The 25658-nt window shown below is 53.0% G+C and carries 24 protein-coding genes and 3 pseudogenes; 10 read left to right on the top strand and 17 right to left on the bottom strand.

Annotated features, from left to right (window positions below; genetic code table 11):
- Positions 1 to 131: 131 nt before the first annotated feature.
- The 6 genes and pseudogenes from LIX15_RS21780 to LIX15_RS21755 form a co-directional block, all read right to left on the bottom strand.
- Positions 132 to 401 carry a hypothetical protein gene (locus LIX15_RS21780; RefSeq protein WP_227777446.1) on the bottom strand — a complete coding sequence of 90 codons (270 nt, stop codon included), beginning with the start codon at positions 399 to 401 and terminating at the stop codon, positions 132 to 134.
- A gap of 2 nt (positions 402 to 403) precedes the next feature.
- Positions 404 to 835, bottom strand: a complete 432-nt coding sequence (locus tag LIX15_RS21775; RefSeq protein WP_227777525.1) for an MOSC domain-containing protein — start codon at positions 833 to 835, stop codon at positions 404 to 406.
- Between the two features lie 341 nt (positions 836 to 1176).
- A complete protein-coding gene (pip, locus tag LIX15_RS21770) occupies positions 1177 to 2133 on the bottom strand; it encodes a prolyl aminopeptidase (RefSeq protein ID WP_227777445.1) in 957 nt (318 codons plus the stop codon).
- 347 nt (positions 2134 to 2480) lie between these two features.
- Positions 2481 to 2792, bottom strand: a pseudogene (locus tag LIX15_RS21765) (heavy metal translocating P-type ATPase); the annotation flags it as partial.
- Between the two features lie 142 nt (positions 2793 to 2934).
- A complete protein-coding gene (locus LIX15_RS21760; RefSeq protein WP_227777444.1) occupies positions 2935 to 5220 on the bottom strand; it encodes a heavy metal translocating P-type ATPase in 2286 nt (761 codons plus the stop codon).
- Between the two features lie 165 nt (positions 5221 to 5385).
- Positions 5386 to 5583: a heavy-metal-associated domain-containing protein gene (locus tag LIX15_RS21755; RefSeq protein WP_227777443.1), complete on the bottom strand. Its 198-nt coding sequence runs from the start codon at positions 5581 to 5583 to the stop codon at positions 5386 to 5388.
- A 130-nt stretch (positions 5584 to 5713) separates the two neighbouring features.
- Between LIX15_RS21755 and LIX15_RS21750 the strand changes: the two genes are divergently transcribed.
- From LIX15_RS21750 to LIX15_RS21725, 6 genes and pseudogenes are all read left to right on the top strand, one after another.
- On the top strand, positions 5714 to 6313 hold the full coding sequence (locus tag LIX15_RS21750; protein WP_227777442.1) for a winged helix-turn-helix transcriptional regulator: 600 nt from the start codon (positions 5714 to 5716) through the stop codon (positions 6311 to 6313).
- A 104-nt stretch (positions 6314 to 6417) separates the two neighbouring features.
- Complete coding sequence (locus LIX15_RS21745; protein ID WP_227777441.1) at positions 6418 to 9021, top strand: heavy metal translocating P-type ATPase; 2604 nt, start codon at positions 6418 to 6420, stop codon at positions 9019 to 9021.
- A 189-nt stretch (positions 9022 to 9210) separates the two neighbouring features.
- Positions 9211 to 9336, top strand: a pseudogene (locus LIX15_RS21740) (helix-turn-helix domain-containing protein); the annotation flags it as partial.
- Positions 9337 to 10082: 746 nt separating this feature from the next.
- Positions 10083 to 10271, top strand: coding sequence for a hypothetical protein (locus tag LIX15_RS21735; protein WP_227777440.1), 189 nt, complete (start codon positions 10083 to 10085; stop codon positions 10269 to 10271).
- A 207-nt stretch (positions 10272 to 10478) separates the two neighbouring features.
- Positions 10479 to 10757, top strand: a pseudogene (locus LIX15_RS33340) (arginase family protein); the annotation flags it as partial.
- A 399-nt stretch (positions 10758 to 11156) separates the two neighbouring features.
- Positions 11157 to 11474 carry a helix-turn-helix domain-containing protein gene (locus LIX15_RS21725; RefSeq protein WP_345412676.1) on the top strand — a complete coding sequence of 106 codons (318 nt, stop codon included), beginning with the start codon at positions 11157 to 11159 and terminating at the stop codon, positions 11472 to 11474.
- Positions 11475 to 11854: 380 nt separating this feature from the next.
- Here the strand turns inward: LIX15_RS21725 and LIX15_RS21720 are convergent, their stop codons facing one another.
- The 6 genes from LIX15_RS21720 to LIX15_RS21695 all read right to left on the bottom strand — a co-directional run bounded on the left by LIX15_RS21720 (position 11855) and on the right by LIX15_RS21695 (position 16596).
- Positions 11855 to 12277 (bottom strand): DUF7970 domain-containing protein, encoded by a 423-nt coding sequence (locus tag LIX15_RS21720; RefSeq protein WP_227777439.1) that lies wholly within the window; start codon positions 12275 to 12277, stop codon positions 11855 to 11857.
- The gene (locus LIX15_RS21715; protein WP_227777438.1) at positions 12270 to 13208 is read right to left on the bottom strand and encodes a ParA family protein; all 939 of its coding nucleotides are present in this window, start codon (positions 13206 to 13208) and stop codon (positions 12270 to 12272) included. The genes LIX15_RS21720 and LIX15_RS21715 overlap by 8 nt, the downstream gene beginning before the upstream one ends.
- A gap of 361 nt (positions 13209 to 13569) precedes the next feature.
- Positions 13570 to 13782, bottom strand: coding sequence for a hypothetical protein (locus LIX15_RS21710; protein WP_227777437.1), 213 nt, complete (start codon positions 13780 to 13782; stop codon positions 13570 to 13572).
- Between the two features lie 318 nt (positions 13783 to 14100).
- Positions 14101 to 14394, bottom strand: a complete 294-nt coding sequence (locus LIX15_RS21705) for a nucleotidyl transferase AbiEii/AbiGii toxin family protein (RefSeq protein WP_227777522.1) — start codon at positions 14392 to 14394, stop codon at positions 14101 to 14103.
- 651 nt (positions 14395 to 15045) lie between these two features.
- A complete protein-coding gene (locus tag LIX15_RS21700) occupies positions 15046 to 15273 on the bottom strand; it encodes a hypothetical protein (protein ID WP_227777436.1) in 228 nt (75 codons plus the stop codon).
- A gap of 84 nt (positions 15274 to 15357) precedes the next feature.
- On the bottom strand, positions 15358 to 16596 hold the full coding sequence (locus LIX15_RS21695) for an orc1/cdc6 family replication initiation protein (protein WP_227777435.1): 1239 nt from the start codon (positions 16594 to 16596) through the stop codon (positions 15358 to 15360).
- Between the two features lie 2020 nt (positions 16597 to 18616).
- On the opposite strand from LIX15_RS21695, the gene LIX15_RS21690 reads away from it, so the two are divergent.
- Positions 18617 to 19903: a Cdc6/Cdc18 family protein gene (locus tag LIX15_RS21690; RefSeq protein WP_227777434.1), complete on the top strand. Its 1287-nt coding sequence runs from the start codon at positions 18617 to 18619 to the stop codon at positions 19901 to 19903.
- A 430-nt stretch (positions 19904 to 20333) separates the two neighbouring features.
- On the opposite strand, the gene LIX15_RS21685 is transcribed toward LIX15_RS21690, so the two are convergent.
- Positions 20334 to 20699 carry a hypothetical protein gene (locus LIX15_RS21685; protein WP_227777433.1) on the bottom strand — a complete coding sequence of 122 codons (366 nt, stop codon included), beginning with the start codon at positions 20697 to 20699 and terminating at the stop codon, positions 20334 to 20336.
- 385 nt (positions 20700 to 21084) lie between these two features.
- Here LIX15_RS21685 and LIX15_RS21680 point away from each other — a divergent pair, with 385 nt between their 5' ends.
- The 3 genes from LIX15_RS21680 (at position 21085) to LIX15_RS21670 (ending at position 22128) form a co-directional block, all read left to right on the top strand.
- Positions 21085 to 21312, top strand: a complete 228-nt coding sequence (locus LIX15_RS21680) for a hypothetical protein (protein WP_227777432.1) — start codon at positions 21085 to 21087, stop codon at positions 21310 to 21312.
- Between the two features lie 197 nt (positions 21313 to 21509).
- Positions 21510 to 21719, top strand: coding sequence for an ATP-binding protein (locus tag LIX15_RS21675; RefSeq protein WP_227777431.1), 210 nt, complete (start codon positions 21510 to 21512; stop codon positions 21717 to 21719).
- Positions 21655 to 22128: a hypothetical protein gene (locus LIX15_RS21670; protein WP_227777549.1), complete on the top strand. Its 474-nt coding sequence runs from the start codon at positions 21655 to 21657 to the stop codon at positions 22126 to 22128. Before LIX15_RS21675 ends, LIX15_RS21670 begins: the two co-directional genes overlap by 65 nt.
- A 162-nt stretch (positions 22129 to 22290) precedes the next feature.
- Here the strand turns inward: LIX15_RS21670 and LIX15_RS21665 are convergent, their stop codons facing one another.
- The 4 genes from LIX15_RS21665 to LIX15_RS21655 form a co-directional block, all read right to left on the bottom strand.
- Positions 22291 to 23577 carry an FAD-dependent monooxygenase gene (locus tag LIX15_RS21665; protein WP_227777430.1) on the bottom strand — a complete coding sequence of 429 codons (1287 nt, stop codon included), beginning with the start codon at positions 23575 to 23577 and terminating at the stop codon, positions 22291 to 22293.
- A gap of 632 nt (positions 23578 to 24209) precedes the next feature.
- A complete protein-coding gene (locus LIX15_RS32910) occupies positions 24210 to 24335 on the bottom strand; it encodes a hypothetical protein (protein WP_265338440.1) in 126 nt (41 codons plus the stop codon).
- A complete protein-coding gene (locus LIX15_RS21660; RefSeq protein ID WP_227777429.1) occupies positions 24328 to 24822 on the bottom strand; it encodes a DUF8154 family protein in 495 nt (164 codons plus the stop codon). Before LIX15_RS21660 ends, LIX15_RS32910 begins: the two co-directional genes overlap by 8 nt.
- Before the next feature lie 3 nt (positions 24823 to 24825).
- Positions 24826 to 25509: a nucleotidyltransferase domain-containing protein gene (locus LIX15_RS21655; protein WP_227777428.1), complete on the bottom strand. Its 684-nt coding sequence runs from the start codon at positions 25507 to 25509 to the stop codon at positions 24826 to 24828.
- Positions 25510 to 25658: the final 149 nt, after the last annotated feature.

Below are 25658 nucleotides of genomic sequence, written 5' to 3'. Positions count from 1 at the left end.
AAAAAACGGTGTACTGAGCTCGTGCTAATCTCTTGAGTACTATTCGAGGAGCGTTATCCCTCAAACAACGGATAGAATCAGAAGAGGGCAAAAAGTACGCCTTGCAAACACTACCGCGAAGAGGACGGGAATTATCTCGACCCGAATTCGTTCGACAGAGCCTCAGCATTTTGTGATATTTCAATTGATAGCCGCTCGTCAATCGCGTTTTTATCGACATCGGACACATGCCTGCAGACGATGTTTCGAAGCCCAACACGACCGCCCGCCGTTCGCGGATCCGCGCTGGTTTCGTACTGGGCGACCTGTTCTCCATCGTGCATAATGGTATAGTTGCACGGCTTAGAATCCCCCGTCGTCATTTCAACGAAAATAGATTCCTCCAACTCGATGACAACCATGGTTACCACCGGACCTCGTCATCGATGGCGATCGGACCAGACTCGACGACAGTCGCATCAAGCCCACCACGGTGGACGAGCGCATTCGAGAGTCCCTCCTCTCCGACGAGCGACTGCATATACCCACATGGTTCACACAGCTGGATTCCCTCGCAGATGGCGTCACCGACCGTGAATGTTTGGCCCACGAGGTGGTTGAGCGGGACATTTTGTGTCGTCACGTTTCGACGGTGTGCGCCCATCGAGAGCTCAATTCCGGCATCCTGTTCGACTGCTGCCAGCGCTTCGGCTTCGATGAAGGTGATATCGCTCGCTTCCTGTACTTCTCGGTTCGGATCCTCGTCGAGAAAGTTCCACAAACCACGCCCCTCGAAATACCGGTCGCCACGGAGTCCGCGTTCGGCGACTGCGTCGACGGTTTCTCGTGCTTGCATCGGCTCACCACTATCGGGAGCAATGTGGAGCTGCGTAACTCTACCAGTTCCCATGAATTTGCTTCGTGAACATAGATGTTATATATTTTGAAAGGAGAAATGAGGCATCCGTGATTCGCGAAGTCGATTCAAACCACAGCTGGCTCCAGCGAACAAGGGCTCATCTACCACGATCGTATGCATTGAGATTCACGGTCTCATCTAATGCATGCATCTTCAAGCCAGAACTGGCGCACACCCACTGGCATTCACCGCGTCGAAATAGTCCTGTGTAGCAACCGGACGTCGATTGCCTTCATTACGTTATTTCGATAGTAATCTATTACACACCAGATAAGCTATCAGTCGGCGAATGAATCAAGCGCCTCGCGTACATGCATCCTCATACTCTCGCCGCCAGTGTGTCCAGAATTGTCAACAATAATTAATTCTGCATCGGACCATACACGATCAAGTTCCCACGCAGTTTTGAGCGGTCCGGCAAGGTCAAGTCGACCATGAACCAGAACGCCGGGGATACCGATCAACTGGTTGGCATCGCGTAATAATTGATTTTCATCGAGCCAAGCCCCATGCGAAAAATAATGCGAAGCGATACGAACGAAAGATAATCTCCAGTTCAGTGAGCCACTGCTGAAGGGTTGTTCATCCTCATCCGTCTCATGAGAAACGACTGCATCTTCCCATGCACACCATCTATTTGCGGCTTGTATCCGCACTTTCGAGTCAGAATTCTCCATGAGACGTGCATAGGCGGCGACGATGTCGTTGTCGCTGTTATTGTCAGGAACGCCTGCTCGGAACTGCTCCCACGCTTTCGGTAGGAAGCGCGACAACCCATCATAAAGCCAATCGATCTCAGATTGTCGGGTAGTAGTGACTGGTGAGATAACAATCTCAGAAACACGATCTGAATATTGTTCAGCGTACGCTAAGAGTAACGTGGAACCCCAGGATCCTCCGAAAAGCAACCAACGATCAATATCCAAATGTTGGCGAAGTTGTTCCATGTCCGCGAGTAAATATTTAGTCGTATTATAGCACATATCCGTAGCTGGGTCGCTCGCAGGGGGTTTGCTTTGTCCACATCCCCGCTGGTCAAAAAGAACTATCTTGTAACGGTCTGGATCGAAATACTGACAAGAGCGAGGATTACATCCTGCTCCGGGGCCTCCATGAACGACAAGAGCGGGCTTTCCATCTGGATTTCCATAGGTTTCCCAATGTATTTGATTTTCGGCGCCCACATCTAACATCCCCTGATCGTACGGTTCTTCGTGTGAATAGAGATTGGCCATCCTCTGAATTTTCAAATTGAGTCCGAATATAGATGTCTCTCGCTTTCTTCGGTTGAATCGAGTGTGAAGTCAGATTCAGCAAGTAGCCAGTCACTTTTACTCGCTTTCAAGATGGAGCTCTCAAAGCGAACGACGAGCTGGGAGTGATTTTTCTCGCTTTGACCGTTGCTGGTCTTCCGATCACGATCCGACCTGATTTTGAGGAGAATTCTGATGCATTTGGAGCGCCAGTCTCAACTTCTGTATGGATTTAGAAGTTGAGACTGCAGCGGGTTTAACATGGCTGTAATGCGTGGTTTCGACTGAATCCATGGGCAAGAACTGTCCCAGACGATCTCTTAAACGAGTTGGAAGTCGAGGAGGCTTTGGACGGTCTGCGACGCCAGCGTACGGACGATGAGGCTGGTGTACTCCGAGAGAATGTGGTAGGTGGTGATGAACACGGAAACCGCGAAGAAGTGGACGGTCGGGAACCCTGGGAAGACGGACAGGCCGAGCAACCCGGCGAATGCACCCGCCTCTAGCAGGACGTGCTGGTTGAGAATGTCCCGACGGAGGCTCTGGTAAGCCTTCTCCTTGATGTAGCGGCCGGGGCCGAACATCGTTCTGAGGGCCAGCGCGAGCGCGACGAGATCCATTGCCAGCGACTCCGACTCGAATGGAGTGGGAAAGTCAGTATCTGGAAACTGTAGAATCGATGACTGCATAGCGATATCCATCCAAATCACACAGACTCGCCGATTCCTGTCCACCAACCGGACTCAACCGAAAGAAGCCCTCCCGAAGCGATTCGGGAGAGTTTCAGTCTGCAGTTTGAACGTCAGTAGGTGGTGTCACTCCTGGAAGATCCGGGAGGGACAGATCTACGCGCCGGAGCAGTTGCGCGTTGATGGCGACGATGACCGTACTTAGCGACATCAGTAGTGCGCCGACGGCCGGCGACAGCAGAATCCCAATCGGAGCCAACACGCCCGCTGCAAGTGGGAGTGCGAAGACGTTGTACCCGGCCGCCCAGACGATGTTCTCCTGCATCTTCCGGTAGCTCGCCTTGCTGAGTTTCACAAGCCGAACCACGTCCATCGGGTTGTTCTGGACGAGAATGACGTCGGCCGACTGGACCGCGACGTCGGTGCCGCTCCCGATTGCGATTCCGACGTCGGCCCGCGTCAGCGCCGGCGCGTCGTTCACGCCGTCGCCAACCATCCCCACGAGCTTGCCTTGGTCTTGGAGTTCCTGGACTTTCTTGTCCTTGTCCCCAGGAAGTACTTCCGCGAACACCGTGTTGATGCCCAGTTCGTCGGCGACGGCGTTGGCGACGTCCTGGGAGTCACCGGTCAGCATCGCTACTTCGATGCCCAAGTCGTGCAGGGCGTCGACGACACGGAAACTCTCCTCGCGGATCACGTCGGCCATCGCGAATGCGGCGATCAACTCTCCTTCGCGAACGAGATACACCACAGTCTGGGCGTTCTGGCCGGCTTCGTCAGCGAAGCGCTGGAGGTGGTCGGGGACCTCCCTATCGAGTTGGGTCAACAGGTTCGGCCCGCCGACGTACACCTCGTTTCCGTCGACGTTCGCTCGGACACCCCTGCCCTTGATCGCCTCGAAGTCGGTCGCGTCAGGAGCGGTGAGGTTTCGCTCTTCGGCGGCCTCGCGGATGGCTCGTGCGATCATGTGTTCGGAGTCGCTCTCGACGGCCGCCGCCAGCGCGAGCGCCTCGTCCTCGGCGACGCCGTCGATGGTCGCCATGTCGACGACGCCGTGCTCGCCTTCGGTGAGCGTCCCCGTCTTGTCGAAAATGATGGCGTCCAGATTCCGTGCTTCCTCCATCGCGATGCGGTCGCGAACGAGCATCCCATTACGAGCGGCGAGTGACGTGTTAATCGCGACCACCAGCGGGATGGCGAGCCCGAGCGCGTGCGGGCACGCGATGACGAGCACCGTGACGACGCGCTCGATAACCGTTGCATTGAACGATACCGCGATTGTCCACGCGATTGCTGTCACAACTGCCGCCGCGAGGGCGACGTAGAACAGCCAGCCAGCAGCGCGGTCGGCCAACACTTGAGTTTGAGACTTGCTCTGCTGGGCTTCCTCGACAAGTCGCATGATGCCCGCGATCGTCGTCTCCTCGCCTGTTGCACCGACGCGCACGCGGAGACTGCCATCGCCGTTGATCGTCCCGCCGATGACCTCGTCGCCGGGTTCTTTCGAGACTGGTTTCGACTCACCCGTAATCATCGACTCCTCGACGTCCGAATCACCCTCCTCAACGATGCCGTCAGCAGGGACACTCGCGCCCGGCCGGACGAGCACGAGGTCCCCCTCGGAGAGTTCACTAACAGGGACTTCCTCGGTCTCCCCGTCGTCGGTGATCCGCTCAGCGGTATCGGGCATCAGTTTCGCCAGCTCGTCGACCGCGCTCGAAGCCCTCCGCACAGACCGCATCTCGATCCAATGGCCCAGCAGCATGATGTCGATCAGCGTCACGAGCTCCCAGAAGAACGCCGACTGCGTCGGGAAGAACACGCTGGCGAGGCTGTAGACGAACGCGACGGTGATGGCCATCGAGATGAGCGTCATCATCCCCGGTGAGCGGTCTTTCAGCTCTGGCACCGACATCTGGAGGAACGGAACCCCACCGTATGCGAAGACGACGACGGCGAAGACGGGGTTGATCCACTCGCTACCCGGGAACGCTGGGACGGAAAAGCCGAGCCACTCCTGCAGCATTTCGCTGTACAGGAGGACAGGAATCGACAGGAGTGTCGAGACGAAGAAGCGCCACCGGAACATCTGCTCGTGGCCCTCGTGCATGCCACCATGGTCCTCGCCGTGCCCCTCGTGAGCACCGTGGGTGTCCACTTCGCCCTCGTGTCCGGCGTGCTCATGCTGCTCGTGTAGAGCTGCCTCACCCTCCTCAGCAGTTTGAGCTTTGTCCTCCAATAACTCCTGTTCTACCCGCTGCTCGTCAGACTCGTTGACCGCTTCATCGTGCTCGCCGGGTCCATGCTGGTGATGACTGCCTTTGTCTTGATGGTTTTCCCCTCCTGCGGGATTCTCATTTGTATCTTTGTGATCATCCATGATCATTCCCTCTCTTGAGGTGGATTCGCCGGCTTCCTGAATGGTTGGTAATTACTATCATCCCCCAATCGTCTGTCTGGGCCCTGAAACTGTACGGTAGGGTCAGGGAGGGCGAACTCGGAAGAGAACAGTGGAACCTTTGTCCGGGAACGTTCTGTGTTATTCTCAGACATGAGCAGTGTACCCGGCGTCTTCGACGGCCTCTACGAGGGCCGTGGAATCCGCGCCACCATCGACACTCGCCTGTTCGCCCGCCCGGTCGACGGTCACGTCGGTCACGCCGGACACACCTTGAATCGCCTCTTCTACCGTCTGTTCACAGTGACCACAGGTCATTCCCTCTACGGTGATAGTCGTCGTCATACAGGAATACGTACGGCCCCCTCTTTTTTGCGGATTTCCCCTTGAATTGGCTGGTGAGGAAGTAGCCAAACTTTGGAATCGAAGCGAGTCATGGCGTGGTGCTTTAGTTACCTGCCATCGTTGGTCCACCATGCGCAACCTCGACGAAACCGACCTTGAGATTCTCCAGTTACTGATGTCGAACGCTCGTCGGCCGTACAGTGACATCTGCGATGTCGTCGGTCTCTCGGCCCCGGCCGTGTCGGATCGAGTAGAGAGATTACAGGAGATGGGTGTCATCAACCGGTTCACACTCGATGTCGATCGGTCGCAACTCCAGGGAGGAATTCCGGTGCTGATTACACTCGATATCGCCTCAGCGGGCCCCGGCATTGCGTCGATCAAAGAGCAACTCTTGGACGACGGCGCAGTCGAGCATGTGTTCACCACGGCCGAAGCCGACCTGGTCATCTACGCCAGAGTTCCGGATAACGACATCGCTAGCTGGCTTACTGATACCCTCGGCGAAGGAGCGTTCGACGACTTCGGGGTGACACTCCTGGCAGGGGCTGATTGGGCACCCGACTTGGGCGGAACGGAGTTTGCCCTCACCTGTGCCCAGTGCGGGAACACGGTCGACAGTGAGGGAACAGCGACCCATATCGACGGAGAGTTGTATCAATTCTGTTGCCCGTCGTGTGCGACCCGATTTGAGGAGAAATACGACCAACTTCAACAGGGTGCTGATTAAGTGGAGCACGGCACACCACACTTTGTATTCGAAACTTTGGACTCGCGATAGCTGAATCTCTGAAAGGGAAACTCCACTGAATAAGGGACCCGTATGTATAGATAATGAGTAAGCGAAAAAGCCAAATCAATATTCAGGGGATGAGTTGCGCGAACTGTTCGCAAACTATCTCCGACGCCGTCAGCTCACTTGACGGAGTCTCAGAGGCGAACATCAACTTCGCTACCGACGAAGGATCGGCAGCGTACGACCCCGAGGAGGTCTCGCTCGGCGAGATATACAACGCGATTGAGGAGACGGGCTACACGCCAGTGACCGACTCAGTCACGATTGCGATCACCGATATGTCGTGTGCGAACTGCTCGGAGACGATACAGGACGCACTCGAACGGGCACCGGGCGTCGTCAACGCCAACGTCAACTTCGCGACCGACGAGGCACAGGTCACGTACAATCCGGCCGAGGCGAATCTAGGGGACTTCTACGACGCCATCGAAGACGCTGGCTACTCGTCCGCTCAAGGAGATACTAAGACCGACGATGGCTCAGAAGACGATGCCCGAGAGGCCGCCCGACAAGAGGAGATCCGTCGGCAACTTCGGCTGACGCTGTTCGGCGCCGTCCTGTCCCTGCCCCTGCTGGTGTTCATGGCCGACCACCTGCTGGGACTCGGGTTCGTAGGGGACGAACTCTTCGGCCTTCCGTCTAGATGGATCATGTTCGCACTGGCGACGCCCGTGCAGCTGGTGCTCGGCAAGCCGTTCTACAAGAACTCCTACAAGGCGCTCGTCACGAACGGCCGCGCCAACATGGACGTACTAATCGCGCTGGGTTCAACGACCGCGTATGTCTACTCTGTGGCGGTCTTGCTTGAGCTAATCGCTGGTGGGCTGTACTTCGACACGGCGGCGTTCATCCTCGTGTTCATCACGCTCGGCAACTACCTCGAGGCTCGCTCGAAGGGGCAGGCCGGCGAGGCACTCCGGAAACTCCTCGAGATAGAGGCCGACACCGCGACCGTCGTCGACGAGGACGGGAACAAGGAAGAGATTCCACTCGAAGACGTCAACATCGGTGACCGGATGAAGGTCCGCCCCGGCGAACAGATACCCACCGACGGCGTCGTCGTCGACGGCCAGTCAGCTGTCGACGAGTCGATGGTGACCGGCGAATCCGTCCCCGTCGAAAAGTCTGAGGGCGACGAAGTGGTCGGGTCGACCATCAACGAGAACGGCGTCCTCGTCGTCGAGGCGACGAAGGTCGGGAAGGACACGGCGCTCCAGCAGATCGTGCAGACGGTGAAGGAGGCGCAGTCCCGCCAGCCCGACATCCAGAACCTCGCCGACCGCATCTCCGCGTACTTCGTCCCTGCAGTCATCGCGAACGCCGTCCTCTGGGGCGTCGTCTGGTACCTCTTTCCCGCGACGCTCGCGGGCTTCGTCGAGTGGCTCCCGCTGTGGGGCCTCGTCACAGGTGGCCCCGTCGCCGCTAGCGGCGTCTCGGTCTTCGAGTTCGCGATCATCGTGTTCGCGTCGTCGGTGCTGATCGCTTGTCCCTGTGCGCTGGGCCTGGCGACGCCCGCCGCGACGATGGTCGGGACGACGCTCGGTGCACAGAATGGCGTCCTGTTCAAGGGCGGCGATGTCCTCGAACGCGCGAAGGACGTCAACACGGTCGTCTTCGACAAGACCGGGACGCTCACGAAAGGCGAGATGGAGCTAACCGACGTCGTCGTCTTCGACGGCGACGGCCAGCCTGTCGCAGACGGTGGAACTTCCGCTACTGATGGGGGTCAACTAACTGCTGCTGAGCGGCTTAGTGAGGACGACGTGCTTCGGTTCGCGGCGATCGCCGAGAGCGGGAGCGAACACCCGCTCGCCCGGGCGATTGTCGATGGTGCCAAAGCCCGCGACATCGACGTGGCCGACCCCGACGACTTCGAGAACGTCCCCGGCCACGGCATCAAAGCGACTGTCGGCGACAGTGAGGTGCTGGTCGGCAATCGGAAGCTCCTCCGTGACAACGGGATCGACCCCGCGCCCGCTCAGGAGACGATGGAGCGCCTCGAGAACGAGGGCAAGACGGCGATGCTGGTCGCCTACGAGGGTGAACTCGTGGGCGTGGTCGCCGACGCCGACACGGTCAAGGCGAGTGCGAAGGACGCCGTGAGCCAGCTTCAGGAGCGCGGCGTCGACGTGATGATGATCACCGGGGACAACGAGCGCACCGCCCGCGCCGTCGCTGAGCAGGTCGGGATCGATCCCGAGAACATTCGCGCGGAGGTGCTGCTCGAGGACAAATCGGACGCTGTGGAAGCTATTCAGGATGGCGGTCGAAAAGCGATGATGGTCGGCGACGGCGTCAACGACGCCCCCGCACTCGCGGTCGCCTACGTCGGCACGGCCATTGGCTCGGGCACGGACGTCGCCATCGAAGCCGCCGACGTCACCCTGATGCGCGACGATCCGGTCGACGTCGTGAAGGCAATCCGCATTTCGGACGCGACGCTCGTGAAGATCAAGCAGAATCTCGTATGGGCGCTGGGGTACAATACGGCGATGATCCCGCTGGCCTCGCTCGGCCTGCTCCAGCCTGTGCTCGCCGCCGTTGCGATGGCGTTCTCGAGCGTGTCGGTGCTGTCGAACAGCCTGCTGTTCCGCCGGTATACTCCTGACCACGACTACAAGTTGCTCGGCCGCCTCCGCTGAACGTCCCCCCTCTCGACGGTGTCCACTATTTCCCGCCAAACGGTGCACGCATTCCCGTCGAGACGACGAGTGCTGAGCCGACATACTAACGTCACACGACGAGTCGAAACTGCCCTGCCCGAGACTGATGCGGGGGACGGGATCCCTCCCAAACAAGATTAAACGCGTCGAGCGGGAATATTCGAGATCATGCGCGAATTTGTCTTTACCATCGAGTACGACAAGGGTGTTAACGAGGTGATGGACCTATTCATCGAGCATCCGGACCTACACGCCAGCTCAATGGAGGTTCACGCAACCGACGAGTCGGTGTGGGGGATCGTACAATGCTGTTGAATCGTAGGCTGGCCAGTCGTGGTATGATTTCCCCACGATCATTCGAAAGACCTCGCGTCGAGATGCTTGGGTTGGCGCCATTCCTCCTTTACTGTCTCCAAAAACGTTCGCTCCCGACCGACAGTCATCTCTGCATTTGTACACCGTTTATTCGAATCTTACCAGCCATCCGAACCCTCGGTGCTGTTGAGGGTCGCATGGTGCGCGGGCGAAATCAGTAGAAAGTGTCGGTCACGTGAAATCGTGGATTTGTATAGTCTGGATCCATCCTAGTTGCGTACCGTTGCAACCTACCGGACTACTGTTCAACCACAGTACGATGTAATTGGAGTGTACCTGCCAGTGAGTGAACCGGGGACAGAAAACTTGCCTACGTTATCCCAACTTCCTGGTTTTTTCGTGAATAGGTTCCCTTGATGTGTCGCTACCAGGAGACTCCCGTCAACGGAGGTCATCCCGGTGACGGTTTCGTCAGGATTAGGGATACTGATCGGTTCAATTGAGCCATCACGACACGCAAATAGCACAGGAGAAGCATCGTCGTCATCCCATGTCGACGAATTTGAGAGCGCTCCGGATGCGTACGTATCTTCTCCGATTGAGAACACACTTCTGAAATATGACTGCGGGACGTCCTTATCTAATCGCATCCACGTCCGGCCAGCGTCGTTTGTACGATATAATCCGTGTCCCGTAGCAGCGACGTATTCTTCCGGACCGGCCACATGGAGCTCGTGGATATGTTCGTCAACGCCGTCTGTTCGTTCGATCCATATTCTTCCGCCGTCATTACTAACATGGACGCCGCCAACTTCAACACCAGCAATGATTCGGTTGGGATCTGTTGGATCTCTATGGATGTCCCGAACTTGAGCGAGGTTGTCATGCCGAGGGAGCCGCCACTTATTGCGTGATGGCAGTTCCTGAAACTTATCTAGTTCACTCCATTCAGGAGAAGTAGTTTCGGACGTCTCAATGGATTCGGTAACGTAGATGTGTGCGGGTCGCGTCCCGGCATAGAGTCGTCCACTCGATGGTTTCGCACCGACTGCATACACTTTTTCTTGAGGCACATCCAGATCTTCCCAGTGCTTTCCGTCTACTGAGCACAACTCGCAGATCAGGTTCTGCGAACTATAGCACGGAATACTACCGGATTTTGGATTCACTTAGACGTTGATGTCGTTGATGCGAGAGAGATGCCCGCTGTGGATTGTCCGGAGGAGGACGGTCCATCTTTTTATGATATTGCTGAACTACTCACGAGATTGCTATCGTCTCCAGCATGCATTGGGCTTGAGGTCACGATTTACGACCTGGATCTCGACCCTAAGGGTGAATGTGCAGATCGTATCGTCGAGTGTCTACGGAAGGCGTTTAGAAATAACGCAGACAACTGATGCTTGTTCTGAAGAAGTTGTTGTAGACGCGCTTGACAACCATCTATAACACTTTCGAGTGAACGGCGATCAAGGTATCCTACCACGATTTGGGATCGTGTAAATCGCTACAGACAGGGGACAGGCATTTCGACAATGGACGGAAACTCGAATCAGGTATACTGGCCCGTCTCTGTCCCACAATCCTTACAATAGAAGATCACTTCAGTATCGCTCTCATCAACAATCACGGGGGTTCGCTGATCACATGATGGACACTCACGACGGAGGTCAGTCGGGGCTGCCTCACGAGGCGCTCTTTCTCGGTCACGTCCGAGCCACCAAGCTCGACAAGCTTCTCCCTGACACGGGTAATCGTCGTCCCGTGCGGTTTCAGATGAAAAATCCGATTTAGAGCTCATGGAGACGATGGCCACGGTCTGTGGAGTTCATAAAGCAGCATTCCGTGTATATCTGACTGTACTCGATCATCCACACAGCACAAGAGCCGAAATCGCCGAACGTCTCGACCGTGATCAAAGTACAATTGGGAAGCAACTGCAACCACTGTATGATCAGGACTTAGTTACTCGATATCCACGCACTGTTACTAGTAGTGGCGTCAAGTATCTTCATGTTGCTCAACCTCTCGCAGAAACCACGGAGTGGCTACAGCAGAAGCTGGACAGATGGACAGACTCGGTACTTGCCCAACTCACACAGCTTCACGTGACCTAATTATCGAATCACTAAACAGCAACCTGCTGGTGGTGAATCGATAATACATCGGCGTGACTCAAGCCGACACTGACGCTAGTATGGGATACTAACTCGAGGGCACGGAGTCACTGGCGATTGTTCTTCTGGTTGTGTCTAATCAACTGCTGATTTCGAGGAGGATGCATGGGCGGGCTCGGAAGCCTGCTGACCTGCAGCATCTCGACGTCTCTCAGTATACTGGACGTATATGGCGGTTTGAGAAAACGCTATCTATTCTATTCATACTATTCAAGCTATTCAAGCTATTTAAGAGAGTCACACTATTCGTCCGTTCATAACCACAATAAAGATCAATAATCCGGATTAGAAACCCTCATCCTCGCGCTAAAAATAGTAGGCTATTGACCCGATTCTGAAATAGCATCATTTCGTGCTTGCTCAAATCGTTCGGCTACTTCCTCAACCAGGTCTTCCTCAACAACCGTGCGTAGCAACGCGTCCGTCATCTCACGAACAACGATATTCTGATAGCCGCGGATACTGAGTTCACGCTCTAGTTCGTAGTTCAACCAGGCGTCAAAATCCTCGATGGTTTCATCACGCGCGTAGAACGGCCGCTGGCTAGCTGCCTCATAGGAAAAGGCAGTGTCCTCCATTGGATCTCGGTCTTCGTCGTTGCCCTCGTCCTGAGTCACGCTTTGCTCGGATGTCGAATCGATAGTCGTCGACTCGGCCATTTTCTGTGATGACACAGAATCGTCTTGGTCGTTTGCGTCATCCAGCGTCTCACCAAGATCGGCAAACGGGTCATCGTCACTCATTGCGAATCACCTTGCCAGCCTCGACGATGTGCGCAAGTTCGTTGAAACAGGTCAATTGGTCACAATCGGGGTCGTAGTCCAACAGCGGTTGCCGTTCGCCGTATGCTTTCGTGATGTTAGTTCGGTCGCGGATACCGGGTGTGGGCTTACTGTCGCCCGCGTCAACGGCCTCCCAGTCCGTGATTCGCGCAAAGTTCGGAATGCGGTCTTGCAGGCTGGCGTGAGAGTTCAATCGCTCGAGCAGCTGCCGATCCTGCGTTTGCTGATCGATACGACTGTTCAGCATATTCGGGACGAGCGCAAGGACGTCGACATCCATGTGTCGACGTAGCGGGGAAATCTGACGCTCGATGGTGCGTTCTAGTCCAGACATGGCCTCGTTGCCGGGTGCAAGTGGGAGAACGAGATTGGATGTCGCGACGAGTGCGTTGTCAGTCAATCGCGAGCGATAGGCAGGCGAGTCAGTAACGATATAGTCGTAATCGTCACCAAGCAGTGGGTCGACGACCTCGCGCTGCAACAGTGCAGACGGCTGGAAGATATCGCCCACGACGATTTTTCGCTCAACCTGCTCAAGATTCTCGCTTGAAGGAAGAATATCGAATTCGTAGTCGGTATCGGAGATGACTGACGCAGGATCCGCATCGTCGAAGAAGACCTCACCGATACTCTCATCCGTGTCATGGTAGTGGTCATCGAACCCGAGACCGACCGAGGCATGTCCATTCGGGTCGAGATCAATGAGGAGGACATCGTGATCGTGGGCAGCCAGCTGACGCGCGAGGTTCACCGCGATGGTCGACTTCCCGACGCCACCCTTCAGCATACAGACTGAGACGGCTCGTGACGTCCCGCTCGTATCCACAGATTCGTACGGGCTATTTGGGCTATTTATCCTATCTGTACTATTCATACTATTCGATTCAGCCATGCTATTCTGAAATAGATTCCTCTCATGACTTATATCTACGGGAAATGAATCGGCAAATCGATACGAATAGCGTACTTTCTTTTGAATTTATAAATATCATAAATATACAAAATAGTATGAATAGCATGAATAGTTCCAAGCATAGGAATTGCTATCCACCGTGGAAATAGTGAGAATAGTAACAACAGCAGACATACACAAGAATAGCAAAAATAGCAAAAATAGCAAGAATAGCATAGATAGAATTGGTAGCCCGGAGCATCAGAAGATCGTAAATAGAAAAGGATAGCAAGGGAAGTATAAATTTGGCAAATAGTAAGCAATTCTGAAATAGAACACTATTTACGAATATCAATCGATTTCAGAATAGGATTGATCGACAGCACTGACGAACGGTGAAGTACCGCGGGTCGGGTTCCTGTAGCTTCACCATCTTGGGAGTCGTCCCAAAATGGGGCCGACTGCCGCAGGCGAATTTAATTCCCTTCGCGCTCCCTTTCGGTCGCGTGGAAGCGACAACATCCGATTCGGTGTGTTCGGTCGTCTCGGCACTTCCGTCTGACAGCGACCTCACCGAACCGAGACGGTCAGCGGCTTCACTTACCGCCCGTCACCACCAGTCTCACCGAGTTTGTTGCAGTCGGTTTTGAGAGGTTGTTAACGGTGACTTCCAGTTGCAATAACGTGCTATACACTCTTGAACGTGTGGTTTATGGCGGAATGGTACGCGATTTACCCATGGGTTACCTGACCCGTGGAACTCTCGCTGTATTTTTTTAGTCAAGGATCCTCGTATTGGATCCGATTATGCATTGCTGACCACCAAGTCCAACGTCTCCCAGACAATATCGAACGGTGGTGGATCACCCGTCAAGTCGGGGAGTGTGGTTTTCTACTGTTGCAGAATATCCTCACGCTGTTTTGTCAGTAACCCGATGTCGAGATCGACAACAAGGTCGTAGTGGTCGCACTTCGCCTCAAAGGCGGGAGTGACTGCGTCGAAGTCAATATCGACTGATTCAGTTTCCAAAAGTTGATAAAAGTCGTAGTGGTCTCGAGCAGAGCCTCGTTGGGAAAACGCACGGAGCTTCTCCGCGAAGATCTCCTCAACATTGTACGCAAGAATTTCGAACTCCGGAACATCCTCGTACCATGAGGGTGCCGAGACGGGTCGTTCGCGCCGAATCTGTTCTCGCTGCTGTACTACTCCAGGATATGTCTAACAGGTTTTAGGACTCATCATCACCTGCGCCATGGCAGACGACGCTGTTCTTGCAGAACTGGTTGTCAATTCCGTTGGTGTGGCTGGCATCGTCACCTTCAGATTTATTACATTTTTGATATCTTTCCGCCCTAAAGGGGCGAGATTCCTTCGTGAGGCGTCGGGGCGTTCCGTCTGCCCCCGAAGACAACTTCCTCTCCCTGCGTGGAGTACTGGGTTCGTGCGCTACACGTCGGCCCTTGAACCGAGGGTCAGGCGTATTTGGCGTCCGAAAGGAGCGCGGTATCCGCTTATGCCGCACCCGATACCGCCTATCAAACCGAAGGCGTCCGAATACCGGGTGACCACCCACAGTTGGAACGTGGGCGGACACAGGTCGTGCCATCGACCGTAACCCGCCGGAGATGGCGGGGTGCAATCGCGAACGCGGTGTTTTTTGGTATGCTGTCGCCCCCTCGTTTGCGCGGGAGTTGCCACCCGTCTCCAGTAACGGGTAAGGGTCCTGTGAGGACGGCGGACAAACCTCAACCACACACTCCCTACCGTCTTTGCCGGTGATGAGCGTGGAACCGTCCGTATAAGCGGGAAGCGACCCCGAGTCTTCCAAATGATACTTTACGCGATTGGCTTGACGCACAGTTCGACGCTAGGCCACCTGTAGATTGCGGTTGTAGCCCTGTTGTCGCGCGTATCCCTGCCCTGAAGGGCGAGGTTTTGCGCTTGAAAATCCGTAATTGCACTGACTGGGACGCCCTCGATTTCCCGAGAAGTGCTTAGCGATGAACCATCAATCTCAGCATCCGAACAATCGACGGTCGTGGACGACAGATGCCAGTTTTCCATCGCCGAGTTGGAGAGCTGTATGCCCAAAAAACGTGACTGATGATATGCAAGTTGTCTTCGCCAGTTCTGTGTTCAAACAAATTGCTACATCGCAGGAAATTCCTCACCGGAATCAGGGAGATACTCGATGATACTCCGGTGAGCACCGAACTCGCTGATAACCGTTTGCAGTGCGTCCACGACTGTCGCGATGTCGCGATTGACCTCGTGTTCGCGATACGTGCCGCCATCTTGGCCACGGTGTTCCATCTGGGAAAGAGTAAGATTGAGAATCTCGAAATCGGAGAGGAAGCTCCGCATTCGACGGGCCGTGCGAGGATCACGCCCTTGAAATTCACAGAGTTCCTTGTAACGTTGGTACACAACACGTGAGCGGGCCGGGGTTGCATTCTCGGCGGCGAGCGTTATCAGTGCGTATAAGGTGAGTTGCTCATGTTCGGTAAGATCGCGCATGATGTCCATGCTCTGTTGGGCCTCGAGTTTCTCCTGCGCACGTTCGACGTGGTTGGTCGTGACTGCTTCTGCATTCTCCGTTCGAGCGAGATCACCGGCTTTCCGAAGGAGCATAATTGCCCGTCGAGCATCACCACCATCCTGTCGACCGAGTGCTGCACAGAGTGGAATCACCCCATCTTCGAGCGCGTTTTGATGGAATGCAATTTTGGCTCGCTGCTCGAGCACCTTTTGGAGTTCTTCCGTTCCGTACGGTGGGAATGAAATCTCTGTTTCACAGAGCGATGACTGCACCTTTGCATCGAGATGCTCTCGGAACGTCGAGTCATTACTGATGCCGATAAGACCGAGTTGAATGTTGTTTATGTAGCCGTTGTTATCGGCGCGAGTAATCTGATAGAGGAACGTATCGTCTGTGATGTGGTCGATCTCGTCAAGGATAATAAGAACGGTTCCTGAGTGTTTGTTAAGTTCGTTCCAGAGAAGGCGGTAAACCTTGGATTGTGGATGGCCGGTTTCGGCGATATGATGTTCGGGTTCTCGGAATTTGTTAACGAGGGTGATTGCAGCTTGATAACTCGTACTGAGACCGTCACAGTTGACAGTGACGACTGAGATATCGACATCAAAGTGATCCGCGGAGTCTTCCAATTCATTGAGTAGAAAGTTCGTCACCGCAGTCTTTCCGACGCCTGTCTTACCGTAGATGAAGATATTGTCGGGATACTCCCCGTTGATGATCGGCTGTAGAGCGGCTTCGTACTCTTCAATTTCATTGTCTCGCCCAACGATCTCGTCAGGAACGTACTCTACTTTTAGTGTATTCCGTCGCTTGTAGAGCGTATCATCCGGTTGGAATCGAGGAGCCATACTGGTCTCAAATAAGTCAGCCATGTATGATAATTGTTTCTACCGACGTTTCCGCTATTTCCAGTATAACCACCGGTGGGCGCGAGTTCCACTAATGGATTTACACCCCATCATTTCCAGTAGTGAGATCCTCGCTCGCCTTAAGAAGCGAAGCTTCCTACTGGCAACTTCAATGTAGATTGCATTTCCTCTGAGCGGCAATTCTCACGTTAATGGAACTGCCATTTCGGTAGTCTATTGACTTCTGATACCAAGACACCCCCATAATTTCCTGTGAAAATTGAGGCCACGAGGCGGCTACTGATCCCACAATTTCCAGTAAAAAGCCGCGCAAACAAGATGCCAAGAGATCGAAGCGTGAACCACCTTGTTCCAGTATTTCCAGTAAATGGTTATTTATAAGTGGGACACACCCCACCGTTTCCACTAATTAACCGAGAAAAAGAAATCGAAAGCAGGCGAGTAGGTGAAATTGTGAAGATACTCGGAACACCCCCTCCCCACTATTTCCAGTAAAGTGTTCCAGAAGCGTCTGTCTTCTTTGAGAAAACACTAAATTAATGGAAAGTTTTATATCCCTTGTCTTCTAGTTACCCCGTAGCCTCGGAAAAACCAGTTACTAGAGTAGATACACTCGTGAAATTATTTATAGCAAAAATTGATTCCGGCTTCTTCCGTGTTTTACTGGAAACAGTGGGGGGAGAGTGCTAACCTCAAATTGCTCGTCGAGTCATGTAATCATATTAGTGGAAACGGTGGGGTCTGACATGCGACTGACAAACCCGTGACCTTTTAGCGTCGAGAAATAGATATGAATGGTTTCCGTGGAAAGATCAACTGTCAATTCCAGTTCTAACATCCGATATCAATCATTATAGGTTTTGTGAGGCGGGGATAAGTTTTCGTGAAAGTCGTTCTTTGAACATGAAGACCACAGAGAGAATGGCGTTTCTAGTGCTTCCCCTCTATCAACTGGAGCGCGATATACCAGACCATACCCGGAAAAGTTTTAACATAAATGTTACAAATTAATCCGTATTCCACTAGTAACTTTGATTACAATGGGGTTTTAGAGGATGTTATCTGACTTCAGGGTTGGACGACCATTAGGGGGGAGCTCAAAAATCGAAAGCATTGTTCCCAGTGCTCTCTCCCTCCCATTTGTTGCGTCGAGTGGATAGTCGGTCGATCATAAAATTGATATTTAATTAGTATTATATTCCAACTCGAGAAAAGCCATCTGATCAGTTCTCTTTCGTTGTGATATCGCTACGGGAGTTGTATAGGCTATTAACTATCAGTCCATAGTCGCTCGAGGCTACCGTCCGTTCATTCCGTTGAAGATGGGACTTTCATGTGGTTCTTGTTCTGTATCTCTGTTTAGGGGAGGTGCAGGAAGCATGTCTTGTTAAATCACATTCAGTGTCATACAATTCAAGCGCACATCTCCATCGTATGTATTTTGCCGACAATGATTATACTGCAATCCGATATTAGTATACTATCCTAACTCACAATATCCACACCTCGAACAAGGAGAGCTCACGTATGAGCAGTACCGCAGGCTCCCGTCGGTTATCTCGGAAAATGCAATCTATGGTATGGATCCCACCACCATTTCAAGTCGAATTCCGGTCTCACAAAGTGAAGAACCCCCAACCGTACCAGTGTTTCCAACCACGGGATCTTTTATAATCCCCTCCCACCCCACTACTTCCAACTTCAGCAAAGAACGAGTACCAACATCCAACGAGACCGCGAGAGCTATAACCCAAACAACAGTCGGTGGCTACACTAACGTCTATTTTGATCCCAGTACGGGTATAGTTTATTTTTAATAAACATAAATCTTTGCCCTCTTATACATTCAATATCAAACAGCTCCGTTTGTTCTCAAGGTGAAGTTGGAAATAGTGGGGGGAGTGTGTTTTATAAGTAGAGGACGGGTTGGAAGTGGTGGTGTGGGGTGGAAACGTTGGAAGCGGTGGTTTTATTACGTCTTCCCGTGAGTAAAACTCACATGGGATACTTTGACGATGATGGATTTCTCGATGAATACATTATTAAGGATCGAAGCGTCCTGAAACCGGAATACAAACCCAAGAAACTGGAAGAACGAGATGAAGAACTCGAAGAGTATGTGAAACTCCTTCGACCACTGTTGAAGGGTTGGGATCTCGATAATATCTTTCTGTATGGGCACTCTGGCGTTGGTAAGACCGTCGCGACACGGACACTCCTCCCCGATCTGCGAGAAACTGCCGAGGATCAGGATATTGACGTTGATCTGCTCGAGGTTAATTGCTCGTCAGCAAACACATCGTATCAGTCGACGATCGAACTCATTAATGAGGCACGCAATCCTGAATATCCACTTACGACACTCAACCTCAATAAACCCGAATTAAGTAAGACCGGTTATCCTGCTGAACAAGTCTACGACGAACTCTTCGATGACCTCAATGAGGCTGCAGACAACATCATCCTCGTGCTGGACGAAGTGAATACGCTTGGCAGCGATAGCGAACTCCTCTATCAGCTCACTCGGGCGCAAACAATGCACAAACTCGAGGCTGAACTCTGTATTATCGGCATCAGCAACGACTTCAATTTCAGAGATGACCTTCCTGCTCGGGTGAAGGACACGCTCTGTGAAACCGAGCTTCACTTTCCCGCGTACGAACAGAGCGATCTTATCTCGATTCTGTCCCGCCGGGCCGAGCAAGCGTTCTATGAGGACACGACTGAGACAGGGGTTATCGAACTGTGTGCAGCATTGGCATCTCGTGATCGCGGGTCTGCTCGTCAAGCAATTCGACTGCTGCGTAAAGCAGCCGAACTGGCAGAGAACGAAGCCGTAGAATCGGATGATCTCGATTGTATCGAAGAGCAGCACGTCCGTGACGCTGAGGAGATTATCGAGCGAAAACTGGTAACTACTGGTATTCGAAAGCTCACCACCCATCGAAAGTACGTCTTGCTTGCTGTAACGAATCTCGCTGCCCAAGGAAAGACGCCCGCACAAACGAGGGACATCTACGAGTACTACAAAACGGTGGCTCAGGAATTCGGTCGTGACCCCCTTACTCGACGTGGAGCGCACGAACACTTACTTGAGATGTGTGATAACGGGATACTGAAAAACGTGAATCGAGATCAGCGCGGTCGAGGCCGACCAAATAAATACAAGCTCGACACGCCACTCGAAACCGTGATTGATGCGCTCGAACAAGAAGAGGACGGTGAAATTAACGACTTAGATAATCTCCGTGAACAGGCGAATAGACAAATGACGCTCGGTGAATGAGTTGGAAACGGTGGGGTGTCTTCTTTATATACCTTGAAGTCTTGGAAAGGTTCGAAATGGTGGAATGCCTGGCTATTTAGTCGGAAGCTGGAAACGGTGGGGGGTGCCTAACTTAAAACTTGGAATAGATGGTTGGGTTGGAAACGAAGGTCTGACGTGCGTCAGACATATGCTGGAAGTAGTGGGGGGTGTCTCTTTATATACTTGGAAGAGACGGTATCGGGTGGCGTAACTGCTACGAAATTCGGCATTTTCTTTGAATATTCACATCATCCCCTCTATTCTTTGAATCCTCTTCTTTTCATGGAACTAGTTTCATTCGTAATTCGATGCGGGGTGTTTTCTCGAGATCGGCCACCATTGTCAATTCGATTGACCGGCTGGATCCGTCTATTCCTTAGTATATAATACCAACCAAGAGCGGACGATTTCACACTTGCTCACGCCGAATCGTCGCCATATTCGCCGCGATTCGCTCAGATCCCTCCGCTGCAATCACGAGCAGATTCGGTGCTGGCGTACAAGGCGCTCGATCACCAACGTGAAATCCAGCGTCTGCAGCACCCGGCAGTTGGATCTGATAGCCATTGCCTGCGGTTTGGAGGGAAGCGTTTGCGACACGATGGATCAAGACAGTGTCAAGCGCGGCTGACGTTGCGAGCTCGACGATATTTTCATCAGTGATTCGGTCGAGGTCGATGACGAGGAGGAGACCGTCGAAGGGAAACACGCGGATATCTACAAGACGGGTGGGTTCGTCGGTCTCTTCAACGAGTCCAGCGGCTCGAGCGGGCATTGTGACCTAGAGAGCAAGGCCATCGCCGGAGCGTTTGATGTTATTGGGCATTAGTGGTTTGTATAGAATACTAACTCAAGAATATTCGCCTTGGCAGATGTGCTCTCGGATCGGCGTGGTTGGTGAGAAACGTCGGGGCCGTGAATCCCCTCTGTGTATTCAGTTTCACTTCCGCTCTGGTTGGCTGAAGACTTTATCCATGGCGTCCAAAGAATGGAATGCAGTGAGCGTATCCCAGTAAGTGATGTGGGGGCCTTGTGTTCATCCCAAAACCCATCCTCCCCCATATCGCGTGCTCATTCCCCTTCTCACAATGAACTAACTAGTGGCACGAATAGACCTGACCGAGGGTTTACCCGTGAGGTGGTCGAATTTGAGAGTACGAATGGTTCCAAATGGGAAATCACCACTCTCCCCACTTGCGCAAGAGTCGCTCGATGCACTCGCACGCGCACTCCCGGACGAGGGAGAGCTCACGTACGAGCAAGCGTACGCGATCCTCGAAGAACAGGAGGGGCTTGAGCAGCCCGCTGCCGAGGATATCATCGAACGACTCTACATGAAGGGCCATCTTTATGAGGTTGAGGGAAAGCTCCGGCTGACCGATTATTGAATGATCGCTCTTTTTTCTCGTTTAACCTGGGCTAATGATGGTGGTATACATTATTGATCTATATCGACATGGCTGCTATTGATTCATCGGTACTTGACGTCTCGGCACTTGGCAATTCGAAATTGATGACGTCATCTAACGTAGTTTTAGCTACCTTATTGGTCTCTTTATGTTGCCCTCGAATCTATTGACGAACAATGCTACCATTCGTTAACAGAACAACAGAGCTCGATCGACTCACGAAGCTCTACAATAGTAAATTTCCAAATTTGAGTGTGATATACGGTCGTCGACGGATGGGGAAAACGGCTCTTGTCGTCAAATCTATCGAAGACCGCGAGGATGCTGTTTATCATCAAGCAGCACATGGCACCCCCGAGCAACAGCTTGATTCGAGCAGTGGATGAGCATCGTGATCCAGAAGTTGTTTGTGAGGAATTGCAGCCGTGGGTTGATCGGCTTGAACGTGAGGCGGTCGATCCGAGTGAGTTGGTAATCACAAATCGAGTTTCGAAGAAGCGGGGGGATTACACGCAGTCCACGCGGAGTGTGGGGGCGTTGGAACGGGCGGCTGAATTGGGATTGGGACGTGCGCCTGGTCAGGGTGTGTCGTATGTGGTAGTTGATGATTCGAAGAAATCGCGGGAGCAAGTGAGGTTGGCAAATGAGGGACTGAGTGAGTACGATGCTGGGTTTTATCGGGAGTTGTTGGTTCGTACGGCAGCGAGTGTGGTGTCGCCGTTGGGATGGCGTGAATCAGATATTGAGCAGGAGTTAGGGCAGTATACCGAGTCTAGTTTGGCATCATTCGGTTGACGATGGCATATGATTACAACGAGACAGCGTGGTACCGGGACGTTGGTTGAAGCGAAACGAACGAGAGGAATCGCTGTTGGTTTGCGGAAGATCCTTAGTTTGGTGTTTTGGAAAGCATGACGACTGTCAGGATACCTTTGTCGTGGTCAGTGTTGATTGTCTTCAGTCCTCTCGCGGAACCTCCATCAAATAGCTCGTATCGACACTGACTGGCGCTGGACCCCACATGAATGTGTCTCGTGCCCGTTTCGGGAGCGGCGTTCGGGAGATGAGCCAGAAGAGCGACCGCAGCAGCGGGCGTTTCGCCCCGTCTGGGACGACGTCGCCGTATTTGACGAATGTGGAGAACGGCCGCTCGGCTCGCCGCTGGAATTGCACAACCTTTTCAACCGCCGGTCGTCGGATAGATTCGTACTTTCTGAGTGTTTCGGCAGGGAGCGACCCCGTAGTCTGATTCAGTGCGGTCATGATCACCGAATGGGCGATCACTGCATCCTGGATCGCCATTCCATTCCCTTGGCCACCCACGGGGGATGCAACGTGGGCGGCATCACCGACGAGCAATAGTCCATCACGTCTCCATTCGTCGCTGATACCTGGTTCGATGTGCAGCAGCGAACACTGCTGGAAGTCAGTGAGATGTTCTGGAAGGACAGTGGCAAGACTCGGATCGATGGCGACAAGTTGTTCGTGTAACCGCTCGATACCTTGGTCTCTTACTTGAGGGTATGACCCCTTCTCAATAGGCCAGCCTAGTTGTGCCTCGTCCCTCCCGAGCCCGAAGGAGAGCAGTGCACCGGCGGAGCCGACTTTCGCCAACACCGGGTCGTCAATAGCCGTCGCAGGGAGTTTGAACCAGAGTAGTTCGAGGGTTGACTCGAACAGTCCGGGGTCGATGCCAGCCGCGTTCCGAACCGTCGAATATCGGCCGTCAGCACCAACGACGAGACGGCTATGAATTTTAATTGATTCGTCATGTTCCCGATCGGTAGCTTCAACGCCGACGACTTGATTCTCTTCACGGAGCAGATCCGATGCTGTCATTCCATTGTAATAGGTAAACGAGTTGAACTGTGACACCTCATCGATAAGCGCCTGAAGCAACGGTGGTTGCTCCATTAACAGCGCGTAATTGTACGGACCAGGTGCTGCCTTGAGAGACATAATCGGATAGGATCGATCATAGACGTCAACTGCGATATCGTGGACTTTGGTATGCTCCAGTGTGAGAACGCGATCCAACACACCCATTTGGTCGAACACACGCAATACCAGTGGTTGGAACAGAAAGCCACGGAACTCGCGCTCAAGACTCCGCTGACGTTCGAGCAAGACAGTCTCGACTCCACTTCGCGCGAGTAGATAGCTGAGGACACACCCGGCTGGTCCTGCGCCAACGATGACGATGTCAGTCTTGATAGTTGATTCGTCGGGTGTGGAATCAGTCATCAAAGCAGCCTCTTTCGTACTATCTTTTGGAGAGAAGAAGATGCACTTCGATCTCGTGTTTCGTTGGTGTGGAAACTGATTGTCGACATCATTTTATCAGATCAAATCTGTTCATGTTTCTGGAGGAACTCTCGAATCTCGTCTCTGGTATCTTGATTGACCGTCCCGATGATTCTACTGGTGGCGATCATCAATACAGTCGGTCATTACTATACTCGTTCGGTCTTCTCAGGGTTCAATTTCGATGTTTGTTAGTGAGTTCTAATTTATCATCGGAACTGTTGTCGGCTTTGACTATCCAGAGCAGTCGCGAACGGCTACAAAAAACGGCAGCTGATTGTATAGGTGATTTCAATACAATCGATAGCGAGAGTCGCTTTATAGCCACAGATCACGTCTCGATACTTCTTTGACCACATTGTCATCGTTCGGTGCCAACGGAGGACGTCAGTTACAACGTTGTAATAGAGGGGGATCGCAAATGCGACCCCCTCCATTTCGCAGAAATAGACGCACTCCACCGTAACCGTACAACCGTTACCACCGTGTTTCACCGGCAAAGCGATGTGAATCTCGTGTGGTGGCTTGGTTCGAGAGGGGGTTCTACGAACCCCGTGATTACAACGCTCTAATCAGCGCCCTCCGTTTCGTTCTGCGTTCGCTTCGTAGGCGCACTTCCACCCGGCTAAATCGGGATGCCCAAACGTGATGATATGATGCCCGCCGACCGCGGTTAGAACTTCAGATAGCTCACTCACAGACACACTCGTGGCGAACTCGGACGAGGTCAATAATATAGCTGTGTGTGTGGGTTGCTAATTTGAGAAGCGCTGTTGCTCGTTCTTGTGTCGCCAGCCCATCCTGGTAGTACGTTTGCGCTCGATTCATTCGCCAGAGATCAACCAATCGAGTGGCAATTTCGTCGCTGATAAATCCAACTTCTGCGCTCCGCTGGATTGCGGTTGTATGTGATTGCGGTGGATTCGAAGGGTCGTGATGCCCTTCATGAATTAGCCAGAAGAGAAGCGTCTTCTCGATCGATGTGAATGCTGCTTCGATCGTCAGTGTGTAGTACCCATCCGACAGCAGTCGATAGGCACCCGAGAGAGATCGACATGCTTTGCGAAGCTGGATGAGACCTGCATCAGAAATGTCGAGTCCGTCTTCTGGTTGCTGACCTCCCCACCGGAACGCTTCTTCGGCCTCGGTGAGCAATGGTTCGATGTCGTCGAGTTCAATCGGCATGTGTTAGATCTCCTCCGATTCATCAGCATACACCGCCGCTCGAACATGTCGAAAGTCCTCACTTTGGTGCAATATGAGGCCTTCATCAAAGATCTCCCGAAGTTTTGCGCCATACTGTGTTGCGCTTTCCGGTGTTTCGACAAGTACCTCGAACTCATATCGATCACCAGCGAACGATTGCTCTTCGAGGCTGCGTGCTATCTGGCTTGCAATCCGTCGTCCGTAGGTGTGATTTCCGTCAATAATGACTAAGAGGTCAATGTCACTGCTTCGGTCGGCTGTCCCGCGGGCAACACTGCCGAAAAGGATGACACCGACGAGGGTTTCAATGTCATCTGATTCAGTAACCTGCTGCTGTAACTCGGTAAGAAATGCTTCGATCGGTTTCCGGAACTCACTCTGAGAGACTGAGAGAAGTGGATCCGGTTTTTGAAGATGGTCGTGATCAATCTGGATCTGAGCAGGACGGCCGGTATCTTGTGTAACGACGCCCAACTGATCGAGCAGATCGACTGACCGAGAAATCGTTGAAATATCTGTCTCTGTTATCTCTGCGAGTTCCTTCTGAGTGAAGCCCTGGTGAGGTTCATTTACGAGATGATGGAGAATGTCCTGCATCGCTTGATACCGGAATACTCGCTCCTCTGGAAACGGGAAATCGAGGATTACTCCCGACTGTGTTTGCATACTTCACAAGTGTTTGCAGAATATGCAAAAACATTGTGGTCGAATTGCTCTTCGATGGTTGCTCTGTTCACGTTCCTACCCCGTTACAAACTGCGTGCTTTAAGTACATCTATAAGTGGGTTTTTATCTCACCCAATGCCAACAATCAA

The organism is Haladaptatus pallidirubidus, assembly GCF_020700235.1.
In the GTDB taxonomy this organism is placed as follows: Archaea; Halobacteriota; Halobacteria; order Halobacteriales; family Haladaptataceae; genus Haladaptatus; species Haladaptatus pallidirubidus.
The sequence above is the reverse complement of the archived record's forward strand: the minus strand, read 5'-3'. Positions and strand labels throughout refer to the sequence as shown.